The organism is Bacteroidia bacterium (genome assembly GCA_040880525.1).
GTDB lineage: Bacteria > Bacteroidota > Bacteroidia > CAILMK01 > JBBDIG01 > JBBDIG01.
Genome location: JBBDIG010000051.1, coordinates 30959 through 46984 on the forward strand (window position 1 = coordinate 30959; position 16026 = coordinate 46984).

Sequence of the window (16026 nt, forward strand, 5' to 3'; positions counted from 1 at the left end):
GGAATTGAATTTTAATCTCAAAAGATAACGCGCCTGTCAGCATGTTTCCAGCGCCTGTGGCTCCAGAGCCAGAATGGAGGTTGTTGCCTCAGCGCATTTTCCAGTTTCCGGATGTACATTTTCATGATGTCTCCCTCCCTCATCTCGTTGCTGTTGTCACTTATCAGTTCCACCCGTATCTCATACCTGCCCCGCTTCCTGCGGTGGATGAAGAGCATATAAACCGGTAAATCGAATCGTCTTGCCATGCTTTCCGGACCGGCAAAAAAAGGCACTTCCCTGTGCATGAATTCCATCCATAATCCCGCTTCCCCCTGCGTGCTGGTCTGGTCGGCTATAAAAATGCCGATGGGAGCCGTATCCTGTTCGCGCAGCAACCTGCGAAGGATCAGCTTCATTGGCACCGGCTCAATACCAAAGCGGCTGCGGAGCCTGTGCATCAGGTTGTCGGCAATGGCGCTTCGCTGCACTTTGTAAGCGGCCATTGTTTTTTTCTGCATGTGCAGGTCCAGCGCCATTCCGCCCCATTCCCAGTTGCCATAATGAGCAGTCAGCACAATAGCTGTTTTTGGCGTATTGGCCAGGTGTTTAAAATCCTCGTTTTCCACTAGCTTTACGCGCTCAAGCAGGGATCCGGCTGACATACTCACGAGCTTAACGGTTTCTGCCATCAGGTTCGCAAAGTGCCGGTAAAACTGCTTTTCTGTTCGCCTCAGCGCTTCCCGGTCTTTTTCAGGAAATGCATGTTGCAGGTTGGAACGAATGATCTCCCTGCGGTATCCCGCTCCATAAAAGTTGATCAGAAAAAATATATCCGAAAGCGCATACAATGCACCCAGCGGAAGCAGGGAGAGAATATAAAGCAGAGAGTAAACGATGCGGGTGGCCAAAAAACGTGGTATTAATTCAGGGCAAAATTAGAAGAACGGGTTTCAGCACAGGTCTTTACATTCTTTCAGGCATTTCGATGCCCAGCAGTTTCATCGCATTTATGAGGGTGGTGCCGACTTTCTCAGAAAGCCGGAGGCGGAATTGACGCTTTTGCTCGTCCGGCTCAGGCAATATTGGCAGTTCATGATAAAACTTGTTGTAGCTTTTTGCCAGTTCAAATCCATATTCTGCAATTACTGCGGGGCTCATTTGCGTTTCGGCCTCCTGTAGTTTATCGCCAAAATGATAGAGTAGTTTGATCAACTCTATCTCAAAGGAATGCAGTTCGGGGCAGGGAAGCTCGCTTGACGCCAGGCCGCGTTCCTTCGCCTTGGCCAGCAACGAATGGATGCGTGCGTAAGAATATTGGATGAATGGCCCGGTGTGGCCCTGGAAGTCAATACTGGCCTGGGGATTAAAGGTCATTCTCTTTTTAGGATCCACGCTCAGGATAAAGAATTTCAGGGCGGCCAGGCCGATTTGGCGATAGAGTTTTTGCCTTTCGTCTTCTTCGAGGTGAGCCAGCTTGCCTGATTCGCGGGTATATTTTTCAGCCACCTCAAACATTTCCAGCATCAGGTCGTCAGCGTCCACCACGGTTCCTTCGCGGCTTTTCATTTTCCCTGTGGGCAAATCCACCATACCATAAGAAAGATGATATATTTTGTCCCAAACGGGGTGTTCCAGTTTTTTGAGAATGAGGGAAAGCACCTTGAAATGATAATCCTGTTCATTGCCCACTACGTAAACGCTTTGGTCCAGGCGATAATCATCGAACTTTAGCTGAGCCGTTCCCAGATCCTGAGTGATGTAGACAGAGGTACCATCCGCGCGCAGCAGGAGCTTCTGGTCCAAACCTTCATCTGCCAGGTCTACCCAAATGGAACCATCTTCTTTTTTAAAGAAAACGCCTTTTTCCAGTCCTTTCAGCACCAATTCTTTTCCCAGCAGGTAGGTTTCTGATTCGTAATAGAATTTATCGAAATCCACTCCCAGGGTTTCGTAGGTTTTCTCAAATCCTTCGTATACCCAGCCGTTCATGGTTTCCCAAAGCTGACGCACCTGCGGGTCATTTCGCTCCCAGTCCGAAAGCATTTTCCTGGCTTCCTGCTGTATCGGAGCATTTCTTTCCGCCTCCTCAGGTGCAGCCCCTTCCCGGATCATGTGCTGCATTTCCTTTTGATATTCGGTGTTGTAGACCACGTAATAGTCGCCTACAAAATGATCTCCCTTTATGCCTTCGCTTTCCGGTGTTTTGCCTTCTCCGAATTTTTGCCATGCAAGCATTGATTTGCAAATGTGGATGCCCCGGTCGTTCACCAGATTGGCCTTGATCACGTTGTGGCTGCGCGCCTTCAGTATTTCCGCAATGGAATATCCCAGCAGGATATTGCGAATATGGCCGAGGTGAAGCGGCTTATTGGTATTTGGCGAAGAATATTCCACCATGATGGTTTTCGGCTGTTCCGGCTTTGCGAAACCGGGAAGGTCTTTTTCTGCGATCGCTTCCTTTAGGTAGGAATGCCAGAATGATTGAGCGATGGTGAGGTTCAAAAAACCTTTGGCCACGCTGTACGTCTCTATTTCATTGAGCTTTATCAGTTGCTCACCCACGTCAGTTGCCGTTTGTTCTGGCGATTTGTGGCTATGGCGGGTAAGGGGGAAAACTACAAGCGTATAGTCGCCCTCAAATTCTTTTCTCGTTTCCTGCACCTGAAGAGTTTGCGGGTCGGTTTCTACATCATACAGCTTCTGAAAAGCAGCGGCTGCCGCTTCCTGTATTATATTATGAATATGCATTGAGTTTTGAAATTAAGCCTGCGAAGTTAGAGCGGATGTGGCAATGCACTGCCCCTTTAGCTCATTCTGAGAGCGCGGAGCCGAGATGAAATAAGTTCCTCCTGTATAAGATTATCCCGAAAATGGGATAATTTCAAAATTCCGGTTACCATATTTGCAGCGGCCTGACAGCAAAACCCTCAGCCTCCGGCCTTTGTTAATTCAGGGGCACACCTGTACTTTTGCCCTCTTTTCCAGACAAAAAAATTTGATATTATGCCGGCCACCCCAATTATTAAAATCCAAAAAACAGATCCTGAAAAAGCAATTGCAATACTTGTGGAGGCAGGTACAGAACCGCAACTAAGCAATGTACCGCTATCAGCACAGGAGCAGGAATATATTCAGAAGAAGATTGCAGCGGGGGTGAAGCAAATTTTTCTTCACAAACCCGGAGAACCGGTGGTGGTACAGGTAGTTCCGGCTCAGCCTGTCCGGTATAAGCAATTGGAGGAGGCCCGAAAAGCCGGTGATAAATTGCAGCAGGCGCTCAACGAGCAGAAAATAGCTGAAGTGCAACTGCTCACTTTTCCAGCAGATGAGGACCTGGTATTGGCCTTTGCAGAAGGAATGGCCCTGGCGAATTACCGGTTTCTGAAATACAAAAGCGGCAAGGAGGAAAGCTCCATCCGGAAGATCATGGCACTGGCCCCGGAACTGGGAAAGCAAAAACTTGTTCAGCTTAATGCCAATATTGAAGGCACCTGCATCGCCCGTGATCTTGTAAATGAACCGGTGATCTTTCTTTCAGCAGAAGAACTCAGCAAGCAGATCACGGCTTATGGAAATGAGGCGGGATATAAAACCGAAGTGCTCCGCAAACCCAAATTGCAGAGCCTGAAAATGGGTGGTTTGCTGGCCGTCAATGCTGGCAGCCAGGATCCTCCTACTTTCAACATATTAGAATATAAGCCCAAAAAGGCGGTTAACAAACAGCCGGTGGTGTTGATAGGGAAGGGAGTGGTTTATGACACAGGCGGCCTGAGCCTGAAACCTACAGCCGGATCAATGGACAGTATGAAGAGCGATATGGCGGGATCTGCTGCCGTTGTGGGAACGCTCTATTCTGTTGCCAAAAGCAAATTGCCGCTGCACGTGATAGGACTTATTCCTGCAACGGATAACAGGCCCGGAGAAAAAGCCATCACTCCGGGAGACGTGATCACCATGTTTGATGGGCAAACCGTGGAGGTGCTTAATACAGATGCTGAAGGCCGTCTCATCCTGGCCGATGCGCTTACCTACGCCAAGCGATATGAGCCTAGCCTCGTGATAGATCTTGCTACCCTGACCGGAGCAGCACATGCAGCAGTTGGTCATTACGGAATTGTGGTGATGGGCACTGCAAATAGTGACGTAAAGAAAGCACTGGAAGAAAGCGGCAGGCGCATTTATGAACGGTTGGTGGAATTTCCGATTTGGGACGAATATGATGAAATGCTGGAATCCGATATAGCTGATATGAAGAATATTGGCGGATCAGTGGGTGGCGCTATAACAGCCGGCATGTTCCTCAAGAAATTCACTGATTTTCCCTGGATCCACATGGATATTGCCGGACCTGCTTTTTTGACCAAGAAGGACAGTTATCGCGGAAAGAATGGAACAGGAGCGGGAGTGAGGTTGCTTTGTCAATATCTTCAAACCATGGCCGGAGCCGAATAAAAGTATATTATTACAGAAAATGGCAGAAACAAACAGAATCCCGGTCATCGGTATCAGCATTGGCGACTATAACGGAATAGGGCTGGAAGTAATCCTGAAATCATTGCGTGACCCGCGGATGACGCAGTTTTGCACCCCCGTCATTTACGGATCTTCCAAGCTTGTGCATTTCCACCGTAAGCGGCTGAACATCCGAGGCGTAAACCTCCATACGATAGAAGATATTTCGCAGGTGCAGGAGCGGAAACTCAACCTGCTTACCTGCCTTCAGGATGATTCGTTTGTAGAATTCGGCAATCCTACAGAGCACTCAGGCCAGTTTGCTTATTACAGCCTTAAGACCGTAACGGCTCATGCCAAAGAGGGAAATGTGGACGCCATCGTTACGGCCCCCATTCAAAAGAAAAATATTCAGTCTGCGGATTTTGAATTTCCGGGACATACAGAATTCCTTGCCAGCGAATTCGGAGCGACCAATGCACTCATGTTCCTGGTAACGCCCGAAATGAAAATGGGCGTGGTTACCGGGCATATTCCATTAAAAGAGGTAGTGCAAAATATTACGCAGGAAAACATTCTGACAAAGCTTGGATTGATGGACCGATCACTTCAGGTTGACTTCGGCATTCCACGTCCGAAAATCGCTGTTTTAGGGCTTAATCCTCATGCAGGCGAGGAAGGCCTGCTGGGAAGCGAAGAAAAAGAAATTATGCAACCGGCAATTGAATCTGCCCGTGAAAATGGACTGCTGGCTATGGGACCTTATCCTGCAGACGGTTTTTTTGCTTCGCGAATGCAGTGTGAATTCGATGCAGTGCTCGCCATGTACCATGACCAGGGGCTGATCCCTTTTAAGGCGCTGGCATTTGAGCGGGGCGTGAATTTCACAGCCGGCCTGCGAGTGGTTCGTACTTCGCCTGATCATGGGACGGGCTTTGCCATTGCGGGAAAAGGAGTGGCGGATGAAAGTTCATTCCGCGAAGCGATCTATACCGCAGTTGATATTCTGAAGAAGCGCAACGACTATGAGGATCTCCAGCAGAACAGGCTTAAACCCAGGAGGCAGAGGGAAAAAGAGAAATGAGGTTTTTGCCAGGGGCTGTCGCTGGGTTTCAATGCTTAGGCGCTCAGGAAGCCTCAAGCTTTTGAAGATTGTAGGGAATACGCAAATTTCCTTAAATTTGCCCGCTCTATTTTAGCGTGATTGTGGATCATCTTCAAGCCTATACTATTAATTTCAAGGGCCTCCGGCAGGGAGAGCATCACTTTCAGTACCAGGTGGATGATAAGTTCTTTGAGAATTTTGAAGAAACGCAGGTTCAGGAAGGTGATGTACAGGTGAACCTGATTTTTGAGAAACGAAAGGAAACTTTATTTGTCCTTACGTTCCAACTTTCAGGAACTTTAGGCCTTGAATGTGATCGCTGTCTGAATATTATTGATTATCCGGTCAGCGAAGAGTTTAAACTTTACATTAAAATTGGCGAAGCAGAAGAACCTGAGGAAGACGATGACCTGGTGATGCTGCCTGCAGAGACACAGCAGCTTAACGTAGCACAATACATTTTTGAGTACATTCATCTCATCATGCCGATGCGTTCTTTGTGTGAATCTGTCGGGAAGGACTGCAACCCGGAAATGCTGAAAATATTGGAAGAACATGAGCGTGAAGAAAAGACGGAATCGGACCCGCGCTGGAATGATTTGAAAGATTTATTGAAGAAGAAGAATAATAACTAAATTTTAAAGCGTAAAAATTAAATGGCACATCCTAAACGGAAAATCTCCAAAACCAGAAGAGACAAACGGAGAACACATTACAAGACATCAACGCCTACCATTGCTATAGATTCTACCACAGGAGAACCCCATCTGTATCACCGCGCCCATTGGTATGAAGGCAAGCTGTTTTACAAAGGAAAAGTAGTGATCGACAAGGAAGAAAAGTCCTGATCATTTTTTTGGTAAAACTAAGCCCACCCACTACCCACCACGAATGCGAGCAGGAATAGACATTATGGGAGGCGACTATGCCCCCTCTGCAGCCCTTGAAGGAGTATCATTAGCCCTGCGGGAACTTCCCGATGAGCACGAGCTTGTGCTGATTGGAGACGAAGCGATCATTAATGAGTATGTTGAAAAGAATCATACTGGCGGCCAAAATGTGAAAGTGGTAGCAGCCTCCCAGGTAATTGGTATGAGCGATTCCCCTACCAGAGCCATTCAGCAGAAAACTGACAGCAGCATTGCAAAAGGTTTTAGAATGCTCCATGATGCTGAGATTGATGTGTTCATGAGTGCGGGCAATACCGGGGCTATGCTGGTAGGCGCACTCTACAGCATTAAAGCGATTCCCGGAGTGCTGCGGCCCGCCATCACTTCCCTTATACCAAAAGAAAATGGCGGCTATGGGATTATCCTGGATGTAGGGGCAAACCTTGATTGCAAGCAGGAAGTGCTGGTGCAGTTCGCGATGCTTGGGAGCATTTATTCCAAAAATGTTTACCACATCCCACAGCCAAAAGTGGGGCTCCTGAACATTGGATCAGAAAGAGAAAAAGGCAACATCGTTACCCAGGCCACTTATCCGTTGCTGGAAGAGCATTCTAAAATCAACTTTATCGGGAATATTGAAGGCTATGACCTTTTCTCAGATGCAGCGGATGTGATCGTTTGTGACGGGTTTACGGGGAATGTTGTCCTGAAGGCAGCAGAATCCATCCGGCATATCATGAAGCGGAGAGGACTGACGGATGAATACTTTGACAAATTTGATTACGAGAATTACGGGGGCACGCCCATTCTGGGAGTAAATAAACCTGTCCTGATTGGCCACGGTGTGTCTTCCCCTACCGCCTTCAAAAGCATGATTATGCTGGGCCGGGACATGGTTGAGTCTCAGGTGATCGGCAAGATCAGGGACGCGTTTGAATCCTAAAAATTATTTAATGCAAAAAATCCGGGCGGCAATTACAGGTGTTGGGGCGTATGTTCCTGATTACATATTGACCAATACAGAATTGGAAAAAATGGTGGATACCACCGATGAGTGGATCAAAAGCCGCACAGGAATCTCTGAACGGAGAATTTTAAAGGGAGAGGGCAATGGCACTTCGTTTATGGCAGAAAGAGCCATCCGGACACTGCTGGAGAAAACGAATACCGCACCCGAAGAAATTGAGCTGATCATATTGGCATCCGTTACCCCTGATATGGTTTTTCCTGCCACAGCTAATATTCTGGCTGATAAACTGGGAATGAAAAAAGCATTTGGCTTTGACCTCGAGGCGGCCTGTTCAGGGTTTATTTACGCGCTTACAATGGCCTCGAAATATATTGAGTCAGGGGCGGCCAAAAAAGTAGTCGTAGTTGGGGGCGATAAAATGTCATCCATCATAGATTATACAGATCGTGCTACCTGCATCATCTTCGGAGACGGGGCAGGGGCTGTGCTTCTGGAAGCCGTGGAAGAAGAGGTGGGAATTATGGATACAATCATGCGGGCTGATGGATCTGGCAGGCAGTTTCTCTACCAGAAAGCTGGTGGTTCAGCTTATCCGCCTACATTAGAGACGGTGCAGAACAAAGAACATTATGTGATTCAGGAGGGAAAAACCGTATTCAAATTTGCTGTCACCAATATGGCTGAGGTATCTTATGAGATCATGAAGCGGAATAACCTGCAGTCAGATGATATTGCTTACCTGGTGCCGCACCAGGCAAACCTCCGGATCATTGACGCCACTGCCCAGCGGATGGGGCTCCCCCCGGAAAAAGTGATGATCAATATTCAGAAGTTTGGTAATACCACGAACGGCACAATACCGCTCTGCCTCAATGAATGGGAACCTAAGCTGAAGAAAGGGGACAACCTGATCATCTCAGCCTTTGGAGGCGGTTTCACCTGGGGTGCTATTTACCTGAAATGGGCGTATGACGGAGCGTCTGTCTCCGGATAGATCCAATTCCTGCGTCTTCAGCGAATGCAGGATCAAAAATTTTAAAACATATTTAGGTCAATCTTAATTTAGTAATCACTCATCTATGGCAACTACTGCTGATTTTAAAAATGGCTTGTGCATCGAATGGAATAATGACCTGATGCAAATCGTGGATTTCCAGCACGTGAAACCTGGAAAAGGACCCGCATTTGTTCGCACCAAGCTGAAAAGCCTTACCACGGGCAGGGTGCTTGACAATACGTTTTCTTCGGGCACCAAAGTAACCACCTGCCGTATTGAGAACAGGCCATTCCAGTTTCTTTATAAAGATGACACAGGTTACATCTTTATGCATACTGAAAACTTCGAGCAAGTCTCAATTCAGGAAAACCTGATCAATTCACCGCAGTTTCTTAAAGAAGGAGAGATGGTGGACATCCTGTACCATGCCGATACGGAGACACCACTGAGCGCTGAGTTGAAGCCTTTTGTGGAGTTGCAGGTCACTTATACTGAGCCCGGTCTGAAAGGCGATACCGCAACCAATACACTGAAAGCTGCCACTGTAGAAACTGGCGCTACCGTTCAGGTACCGCTTTTTGTAGATACGGGAGAAGTTATTAAAATAGATACACGCAACGGCTCCTATGCAGAGCGGGTTAAGAAATAGCTTTGCATTTGAAGGTAAAGACATTCTATATTGATCTCATAGTTTCATCCATGATGAAATTTTTGCCTATGTTTCGCAATAAAATTAAACTGAACCAACCATGGAATTAAAGGACATCAAGGAACTGATCAAGTTCGTGTCAAAATCTGGCGTAAATGAAGTTCAGCTTGAAAAAGATGATTTTAAGATAGTCATAAAAACAGGAGCGCAAGGTCCTGCTGAAGGCAGTGGAACGTCATACATACAGATGATGCCATCGAACCAGCCGGCTCCCGGCATGATGGTACCGGCACAGCAACAGCCGGGGCAACAACCCCCTTCAGGAGAGGCTCCTGCCGGGCCAGCAGCCGCTACAGAGCCTCCATTGGCCAGTAATCATGTGGAGATCAAAGCACCGATGGTCGGAACTTTTTACCGCTCTGCCGGGCCTGACAAGGATCCTTTTGTGAAGGTGGGCGATAATATCAACAAAGGAGATGTAGTCTGCATCATAGAAGCCATGAAACTGTTCAACGAAATAGAGGCAGAGATCAGCGGCAAAGTTGTGAAAGTGATAGCCGATGATGCAAGCCCGGTGGAATTTGATCAGCCGCTCTTCATCCTTGATCCCTCCTGATGTGGCGATTGCTGCCGTGAATTTTCCTCTTTCAATTACATAGGAACCGCACCAGAATGTTTAAAAAGATACTGATAGCCAACCGGGGAGAAATAGCCTTGCGCGTGATCCGCACCTGCAAGGAAATGGGAATAAAAACTGTGGCCGTGTATAGCACGGCAGACCGCGACAGTCTTCATGTGCGTTTTGCCGATGAGGCGGTGTGCATTGGCCCTCCTCCCAGCAGCCGGTCCTATCTTGAGATCCCCGGCATCATTGCCGCTGCGGAGATCACGAATGCTGACGCGATCCATCCCGGTTATGGATTCCTCTCAGAGAATGCCAAGTTCAGCGAAATATGCCAGCTTCACGGCATTAAGTTCATTGGCTCCTCACCGGAGATGATCAACGCGATGGGCAACAAAAGCCGGGCAAAGGAAACCATGAAGAAAGCTGGCGTCCCGTGTGTGCCGGGAACAGATGGCCTGATCAACGATTTGGATGAAGCCAGGAAGGTTGCAATAGAAATTGGATATCCTGTGATCATGAAAGCCTCTGCGGGTGGTGGAGGGCGAGGAATGCGAATTGTTCAGGAAGAATCGGAAATGGAGAAAGCCTGGGAATCTTCCCGCCAGGAATCCAAAGCTGCCTTTGGCAATGACGATATTTATCTTGAAAAATTCATCGTACAGCCGCGCCACATTGAGATCCAGATCATCGGTGATCAGTTCGGCACCATCAGCCATTTATCGGAGCGCGATTGCTCCATACAGCGCAGGCACCAGAAGCTTCTGGAGGAAGCACCTTCCCCGTTTATGACGCCCGACCTCCGGGATAAAATGGGAGCAGCGGCCATTGCTGCCGGCAAAACCGTGAATTATGAAGGCGTGGGGACAGTTGAATTCCTGGTGGATAAGGACCGGAATTTTTATTTCATGGAAATGAATACACGTATTCAGGTGGAACATCCTGTTACAGAGGAAGTCATAAATTATGATCTCATAAAAGAGCAGATCCTTGTGGCTGCGGGTGTTCCCATTTCAGGGAAAAATTATTTTCCGGAAAAACATGCGATTGAATGCCGGATAAATGCTGAAGATCCTTTCAACAATTTTTCACCCAGCCCCGGAAAAATACTGAACCTGCATAAGCCGGGCGGACATGGCGTGCGGGTGGATACCCATGTGTATGCCGGTTATATGGTCCCTCCTCATTACGATTCCATGATCGCGAAGCTCATCGTCAGCGCACGTACGCGTGAGGAAGCCATCGTGCGGATGAAACGGTGCCTGGAGGAGTTTATCATCGAAGGCGTGAAGACTACCATCCCGTTGCACCTCAGGATTATGGACGATAAGAATTTTAAGGAAGGGCGATTTGATACCAGCTTTATGGACCACTTCGATCTGTCCTCAAAAGGGTAGTCGCCAGCCAATAAATGGATTGCATCGAATTAATTGCCGGCAGCCAGAATTTAAAATTAACTACCGGAAACACAGGCTTCTTTCCGGCACAGGCATAGCAGGAGTCGGCATCCGGAAGCAAAAGTGGCCCGCTTTGAAAAACTTATTTACCGGTAAACCCGGTATAAATAATAAATGAATATTTTTAGAGAAAGAGAAAAACGATAATTTTGCACCCGCATTAAATTTTTTCATACGACAATGAGTCAGGTAACGCAGATCACACGATCCTTTGATAAACACCACATAACCCGTAACTGGTATATAGTGGATGGCGAGAATAAAGTAGTTGGAAGACTGGCTTCCGAACTTGCCAAGATCATCAGGGGAAAAAATAAACCTACTTTCACTCCGCATTCTGATACAGGCGATAAGGTGATCGTAATCAATGCAGATAAAGTAAAGCTCACGGGCAAGAAGATGTCTGACAAATATTACCTCCGGCATAGTGGCTATCCTGGCGGCCAGCGCAAAACCACTGCGGCTGAGCTTATGGCGAAAAAGCCCACGGAAGTGCTGCTGAAAGCCGTGAAGGGAATGCTTCCTCACAACAAACTTCAAAAGCCTTGTCTTAAAAATCTTTTTTTATATGAAGGAGCCGAACATCCTCATACGGCCCAACAACCCCAAAAGTTAGAATTGTAAGATGGAACAAAAACAAGCAGTAGGCAGAAGGAAGACCTCCATTGCAAGGGTTTACGTTACACCCGGAAATGGCGATTTCAATATCAACGGCAAAAAGCTGGAGGAATATTTTCCCCTGGCAGTTTTGCAGGACAGAGTGCAACATCCTTATGGGGTAACCGAGACCGGAGGAAAGTATGACACGAAAGTTAATGTGAAGGGAGGAGGAATAAACGGACAGGCAGACGCAGTGGCCATGGCCATTTCGCGCGTGCTTGTGGGAATTGATGCGGAATATCGCGCATTGCTGAAGCCCCATGATCTCCTGACGCGCGATCCGCGAATGGTGGAAAGAAAGAAATACGGACAGAAAAAAGCTCGCAAGAGTTTCCAATTCAGCAAGAGATAAAATATTAATAATGGAAAAACTCACAGTACAGGAGTTACTAGAAGCAGGTGTACACTTTGGCCACCTGAAGAGCAAGTGGGATCCCAACATGGCGCCTTATGTATTTATGGAGCGCAATGGAATTCACATACTTGATCTGAACAAATCGCTCAGAAAGCTTGAAGAAGCCGCCTTCGCAATTAAAAATATTGCCAGGAGCGGACGAAAAATACTTTTTGTGGCTACTAAAAAGCAGGCGAAAGAATTTGTCATGGAATCCGCCCAACGTGTGAACATGCCGTTCGTTACGGATCGCTGGCTCGGAGGAATGCTCACCAATTTCTCAACTGTTCGCAAGAGCATTAAGAAAATGAGCAACATCGAAAAGATGAGCACTGACGGTACATTTGAGAATATCGCAAAGCGGGAAAGGCTTCAGTTGACGCGCGAACGCGATAAACTGGAAAGAGTACTTGGCGGAATTAACGACCTGACCCGGCTTCCCGCAGCACTTTTTATCGTTGATATTAAGCGTGAACATATTGCCGTTTCCGAAGCCATTAAACTCAACCTTACTTCCTTTGGAATGGTGGATACTAACTCCAATCCAAACCTTGTGGATTTTGCTATTCCCGCCAATGATGATGCATCAAAGTCTATCGCGCTCATTACCCGCTATATGACCGATGCCATTGCTGAAGGCCTGGAAGAAAGGAAGAAAACCAAGCAGGCACGCCAGGAGGGCGCTGATTCTGAGCAAAAGGAAGAAGCCGTAGCCGAGGAACAAAACGACTAATTCTTAAAACAGACTTATATTAAGATGAGCATTACTGCCAAAGATGTAAATAAACTGCGCCAGGTAACCGGTGCAGGTATGATGGACTGTAAAAAGGCGCTTCAGGAAACGAATGGCGACTTTGAAGCAGCCATTGACTATCTCCGCAAAAAAGGCCAGAAGGTCTCTGAAAAGCGCTCTGATCGCGAGGCGACCGAAGGTGTGGTGATCGCCAAAACTTCAGATGACCACAAAAGGGGAATTGTAATCGCACTGAGTTGCGAAACGGACTTTGTTGCCAAAAATGCTGATTTTATAGAGATAGCCAACAAGTTTGCTGATGAGGCGCTGAAGTCAATGCCGGCCACGCTCGATGAACTGAAGCAGAAGCAGGTTGATGACAAAGCAATTGCTGATCACCTGACTGACCAGATGGGCAAGATCGGTGAAAAGATTGACCTCTCGGAATATGAGCGCGTGGAAAGCGAACATGTGCTGGCTTACAATCACCTCGGAAATAAAATCGGGGTGCTGGTGGCGATGAGCAAAGGCGGCAGCAACGGAGAAGTGTCACAAGCCGGAAGGGATGTGGCCATGCAGATTGCAGCCATGAACCCGGTAGCCCTGGACAAAGATCAGGTAGACTCCAGAACTGTGGAGCGCGAAATTGAAATAGCCCGTGAGCAAATCCGTGCAGAGGGCAAACCAGACAATCTGGTAGACAAAATTGCTGAAGGCAAGCTCAACAAGTTCTACAAAGAGCGTACACTCTTGAACCAGGATTTCGTAAAAGATCCTTCAAAGACTGTGAAGAAGCTGCTGGAGGATATTGATAAGGAATTAAAAATAACTGATTTCAAACGAGTGGAAATCGGAGGATAGGAGAAAGGGAGGCGAAAGCTTCCTTTTTTGTTTTATATTTACCGAAACGGATAAATTATTTTGGTGGCTATAGTAAATCGTTAATACCATTTATAGAATTAAAACAAAGGCTGTCTGGAACTGTCCGGCAGCCTTCCTGTTTTAAGTTTATTTATTAAATATTAATCGCAAAAAATAAAGTTTGTGATTATTTAATCGACATTTCTAATATCGTAAGATTGGGTTTCAATGGATTGAATGCAGCCCCAGTTTATTTCCTTCCGTGTCAACAAACATGGCATAGCATCCCATTTCAGGACTGATCTCCGTTTTCGGAACAATTACTTTTCCTCCATTGGTTTCTATTTTATCCAAAGTAGGTTGCAAATCGTTTCCTGCGTTCAGGTAAAGGACTGCACCATCAGTTGTTGGATTATAGTCATTTCCTTCTACCATTACAACATTTACGGTTTCTCCATCGCCTGGCAAAACCCGCAATTGAGTTCCGTCCATATCAACTTCCTCAATGCTCACGCCTAAAATTGCCTGGTAAAAAGTGACCGCTCGTCAAAAGTCAATTACCGGAATTTCTATGATTGAAACTAAGTTTTTCATATAAATTATTTTTTGATAAAGGTAAAAATTACAAATCCAAGTGTAAAGCTGCTTCTCTCAGTAATTTTCCTCACTATCAGGTTGGTTCAATTGATTTGCCATGGGCGCTTCCTCAATCCGGCCAAAGGCCACCGGACATGCAGGAGCCGGGCGACTGAGGGGGCGGCAAAAGACATGCGTCAAAGCCGCGCGCCAACACGGGGAACCACTCTTCCCTGTTAAACCGTATTAATAACCTCATAGAGGCGGCATGTTGGTAGTACAGACCCATTATTCTCCTTGGGAGCGAAAAAGCAGGGGAATACCAACCATCTTCTCCTGATTTACGTGTATGGTATTGAAAGCTTTCAATACCATTTTTTTTAAAACTAATTTTAAAATTACATCAATGAAAATCTTAACTTTTCTATTCAGCTTCATGGTCACCTCTTTACTCATACATGCACAATCCTATGATGTTCATGTGAGCGGCACAGTGACCGATTCGCTCAACCAAGCGGTTCAAAATGTGCAGGTGCACATCGAATTAGACCCAGCCTATGGCAGCTATACCAATACAGTGGCCACAGATGCCGGAGGTAATTATGCCGATACCATACCCGTTACTGCCCAGCAAGGTGTACTTATCATTTGGATTACTGACTGCCATGGCGACTCGGTTCCAGGTAGAGGGGTATTTAGCAGCAATGCCAATTATGTGGTTTCTGACTTCAACTATTGTAAACCCAAGAGTTCAGGTGGCGGAGGAAACAACATTTTCTCGGTTGAAGGTTTTATTAGTGCCGCAGGAGCTGCAATCACGGATGGCATGGCTTACCTTATAACACAAGACAGCAGCCAGTCAAATCCATATCTTACTGTGGTTGATTCTATAGAAGTAAGACAAGGCTACTATTTCTTCCATGATTTAGACAGCGGAGAAACTTACTACCTAAAGGCGGCTTTGCTTCCTTCCTCCCCTAATCAATCATCCTATTTACCGACATACTACAGATCATCTGTACTTTGGGCGAATGCCGATTCGGTAGTGGTAACCGGTAACCTCAAAAATCTTGACATCAGTTTAGTTTCCGGGAATAATCCGGGCGGTCCTGGCTTTATCGGAGGTTATGTTTCACAAGGCGCCAATAAAAGAAATGGCCCGGGTGACCCTGTAAAAAATACAATGGTTATCCTGATGACGGATGATGATGAGCCAGTTGCATACATTCATACGGATGAAGATGGCAAATATGGTTTCAACAACCTGGCATTGGGCGGCTATAAACTGTATGTAGATATTCCGGGGAAAATTTGTGTTCCGCAGGAAGTATTGCTTGATAGTGAGAACAACAGCGTGAATGATATCGGGTTTGTAGTGAATAAAACTTCCATTACCACCGGGATTATGAGCTACAAGTATGAATTTAAAGGGATGTATCCCAATCCGGTAAAAGATAAGCTGTTCATGCAGTTCAATCTTGGCGAAAACAGAGAATTTATTATCTGGCTAACTTCACTGAATGGCAAAATGTTGCATAATCATGAAGTGTCTGCAACTAAAGGGAATTTTGATTATATCCTGGACATGACAACTTATCCACAAGGTATCTATCTTCTCAGGATAGCTTCAGCCAATGGAGAATATACTATTCAGAGAAAGGTGTTAAAGTATTGATCA

At 46.5% G+C, this 16026-nt stretch carries 16 protein-coding genes and 1 pseudogene; 14 read left to right on the forward strand and 3 right to left on the reverse strand.

The window, feature by feature from the left end; genetic code table 11:
• Positions 1-17: 17 nt before the first annotated feature.
• Both WD077_14420 and argS read right to left on the reverse strand, forming a co-directional pair.
• Complete coding sequence (locus tag WD077_14420; GenBank protein ID MEX0968424.1) at positions 18-890, reverse strand: lysophospholipid acyltransferase family protein; 873 nt, start codon at positions 888-890, stop codon at positions 18-20.
• A gap of 55 nt (positions 891-945) precedes the next feature.
• The gene (gene argS / locus WD077_14425) at positions 946-2730 is read right to left on the reverse strand and encodes an arginine--tRNA ligase (GenBank protein ID MEX0968425.1); all 1785 of its coding nucleotides are present in this window, start codon (positions 2728-2730) and stop codon (positions 946-948) included.
• A gap of 255 nt (positions 2731-2985) precedes the next feature.
• Here argS and WD077_14430 point away from each other — a divergent pair, with 255 nt between their 5' ends.
• The 13 genes from WD077_14430 (at position 2986) to tsf (ending at position 13772) form a co-directional block, all read left to right on the forward strand.
• Positions 2986-4434 carry a leucyl aminopeptidase gene (locus WD077_14430; protein ID MEX0968426.1) on the forward strand — a complete coding sequence of 483 codons (1449 nt, stop codon included), beginning with the start codon at positions 2986-2988 and terminating at the stop codon, positions 4432-4434.
• 19 nt (positions 4435-4453) lie between these two features.
• On the forward strand, positions 4454-5518 hold the full coding sequence (pdxA, locus tag WD077_14435; protein ID MEX0968427.1) for a 4-hydroxythreonine-4-phosphate dehydrogenase PdxA: 1065 nt from the start codon (positions 4454-4456) through the stop codon (positions 5516-5518).
• Between the two features lie 122 nt (positions 5519-5640).
• Positions 5641-6174, forward strand: a complete 534-nt coding sequence (locus WD077_14440; GenBank protein ID MEX0968428.1) for a DUF177 domain-containing protein — start codon at positions 5641-5643, stop codon at positions 6172-6174.
• A 21-nt stretch (positions 6175-6195) separates the two neighbouring features.
• Positions 6196-6387, forward strand: coding sequence for a 50S ribosomal protein L32 (gene rpmF, locus WD077_14445; GenBank protein ID MEX0968429.1), 192 nt, complete (start codon positions 6196-6198; stop codon positions 6385-6387).
• A gap of 43 nt (positions 6388-6430) precedes the next feature.
• Complete coding sequence (gene plsX / locus WD077_14450; protein MEX0968430.1) at positions 6431-7372, forward strand: phosphate acyltransferase PlsX; 942 nt, start codon at positions 6431-6433, stop codon at positions 7370-7372.
• A gap of 10 nt (positions 7373-7382) precedes the next feature.
• Positions 7383-8393: a beta-ketoacyl-ACP synthase III gene (locus WD077_14455; GenBank protein MEX0968431.1), complete on the forward strand. Its 1011-nt coding sequence runs from the start codon at positions 7383-7385 to the stop codon at positions 8391-8393.
• 85 nt (positions 8394-8478) lie between these two features.
• Entirely contained in the window at positions 8479-9045 is a 567-nt protein-coding gene (gene efp / locus WD077_14460; protein ID MEX0968432.1) for an elongation factor P, read from the forward strand.
• A 100-nt stretch (positions 9046-9145) separates the two neighbouring features.
• Positions 9146-9661, forward strand: coding sequence for an acetyl-CoA carboxylase biotin carboxyl carrier protein (gene accB, locus WD077_14465; protein ID MEX0968433.1), 516 nt, complete (start codon positions 9146-9148; stop codon positions 9659-9661).
• Positions 9662-9717: 56 nt separating this feature from the next.
• On the forward strand, positions 9718-11064 hold the full coding sequence (gene accC, locus WD077_14470) for an acetyl-CoA carboxylase biotin carboxylase subunit (protein ID MEX0968434.1): 1347 nt from the start codon (positions 9718-9720) through the stop codon (positions 11062-11064).
• A 240-nt stretch (positions 11065-11304) separates the two neighbouring features.
• Positions 11305-11748, forward strand: coding sequence for a 50S ribosomal protein L13 (gene rplM, locus WD077_14475; GenBank protein MEX0968435.1), 444 nt, complete (start codon positions 11305-11307; stop codon positions 11746-11748).
• A gap of 1 nt (position 11749) precedes the next feature.
• Positions 11750-12136, forward strand: a complete 387-nt coding sequence (rpsI, locus tag WD077_14480) for a 30S ribosomal protein S9 (protein MEX0968436.1) — start codon at positions 11750-11752, stop codon at positions 12134-12136.
• Between the two features lie 10 nt (positions 12137-12146).
• Positions 12147-12911, forward strand: coding sequence for a 30S ribosomal protein S2 (gene rpsB / locus WD077_14485; protein ID MEX0968437.1), 765 nt, complete (start codon positions 12147-12149; stop codon positions 12909-12911).
• 24 nt (positions 12912-12935) lie between these two features.
• Positions 12936-13772: a translation elongation factor Ts gene (tsf, locus tag WD077_14490; GenBank protein ID MEX0968438.1), complete on the forward strand. Its 837-nt coding sequence runs from the start codon at positions 12936-12938 to the stop codon at positions 13770-13772.
• A 225-nt stretch (positions 13773-13997) separates the two neighbouring features.
• Here tsf and WD077_14495 read toward each other — a convergent pair.
• Positions 13998-14306, reverse strand: a pseudogene (locus WD077_14495) (VOC family protein).
• 448 nt (positions 14307-14754) lie between these two features.
• Between WD077_14495 and WD077_14500 the strand changes: the two are divergent.
• Positions 14755-16023, forward strand: a complete 1269-nt coding sequence (locus WD077_14500) for a T9SS type A sorting domain-containing protein (GenBank protein ID MEX0968439.1) — start codon at positions 14755-14757, stop codon at positions 16021-16023.
• The last annotated feature ends 3 nt before the right edge of the window (positions 16024-16026 follow it).

What these genes read in the sequence shown, in the direction of transcription:
- rpsB (MEX0968437.1), top strand. Translation starts at nt 12,147, where the DNA reads ATGGAAAAACTCACAGTACAGGAGTTACTAGAAGCAGGTGTACACTTT.
- rpsI (MEX0968436.1), top strand. Translation starts at nt 11,750, where the DNA reads ATGGAACAAAAACAAGCAGTAGGCAGAAGGAAGACCTCCATTGCAAGG.
- accB (MEX0968433.1), top strand. Translation starts at nt 9,146, where the DNA reads ATGGAATTAAAGGACATCAAGGAACTGATCAAGTTCGTGTCAAAATCT.
- argS (MEX0968425.1), bottom strand. Translation starts at nt 2,730, where the DNA reads ATGCATATTCATAATATAATACAGGAAGCGGCAGCCGCTGCTTTTCAG.
- plsX (MEX0968430.1), top strand. Translation starts at nt 6,431, where the DNA reads ATGCGAGCAGGAATAGACATTATGGGAGGCGACTATGCCCCCTCTGCA.
- accC (MEX0968434.1), top strand. Translation starts at nt 9,718, where the DNA reads ATGTTTAAAAAGATACTGATAGCCAACCGGGGAGAAATAGCCTTGCGC.
- rplM (MEX0968435.1), top strand. Translation starts at nt 11,305, where the DNA reads ATGAGTCAGGTAACGCAGATCACACGATCCTTTGATAAACACCACATA.
- WD077_14455 (MEX0968431.1), top strand. Translation starts at nt 7,383, where the DNA reads ATGCAAAAAATCCGGGCGGCAATTACAGGTGTTGGGGCGTATGTTCCT.
- tsf (MEX0968438.1), top strand. Translation starts at nt 12,936, where the DNA reads ATGAGCATTACTGCCAAAGATGTAAATAAACTGCGCCAGGTAACCGGT.
- WD077_14430 (MEX0968426.1), top strand. Translation starts at nt 2,986, where the DNA reads ATGCCGGCCACCCCAATTATTAAAATCCAAAAAACAGATCCTGAAAAA.
- efp (MEX0968432.1), top strand. Translation starts at nt 8,479, where the DNA reads ATGGCAACTACTGCTGATTTTAAAAATGGCTTGTGCATCGAATGGAAT.
- WD077_14500 (MEX0968439.1), top strand. Translation starts at nt 14,755, where the DNA reads ATGAAAATCTTAACTTTTCTATTCAGCTTCATGGTCACCTCTTTACTC.
- pdxA (MEX0968427.1), top strand. Translation starts at nt 4,454, where the DNA reads ATGGCAGAAACAAACAGAATCCCGGTCATCGGTATCAGCATTGGCGAC.
- rpmF (MEX0968429.1), top strand. Translation starts at nt 6,196, where the DNA reads ATGGCACATCCTAAACGGAAAATCTCCAAAACCAGAAGAGACAAACGG.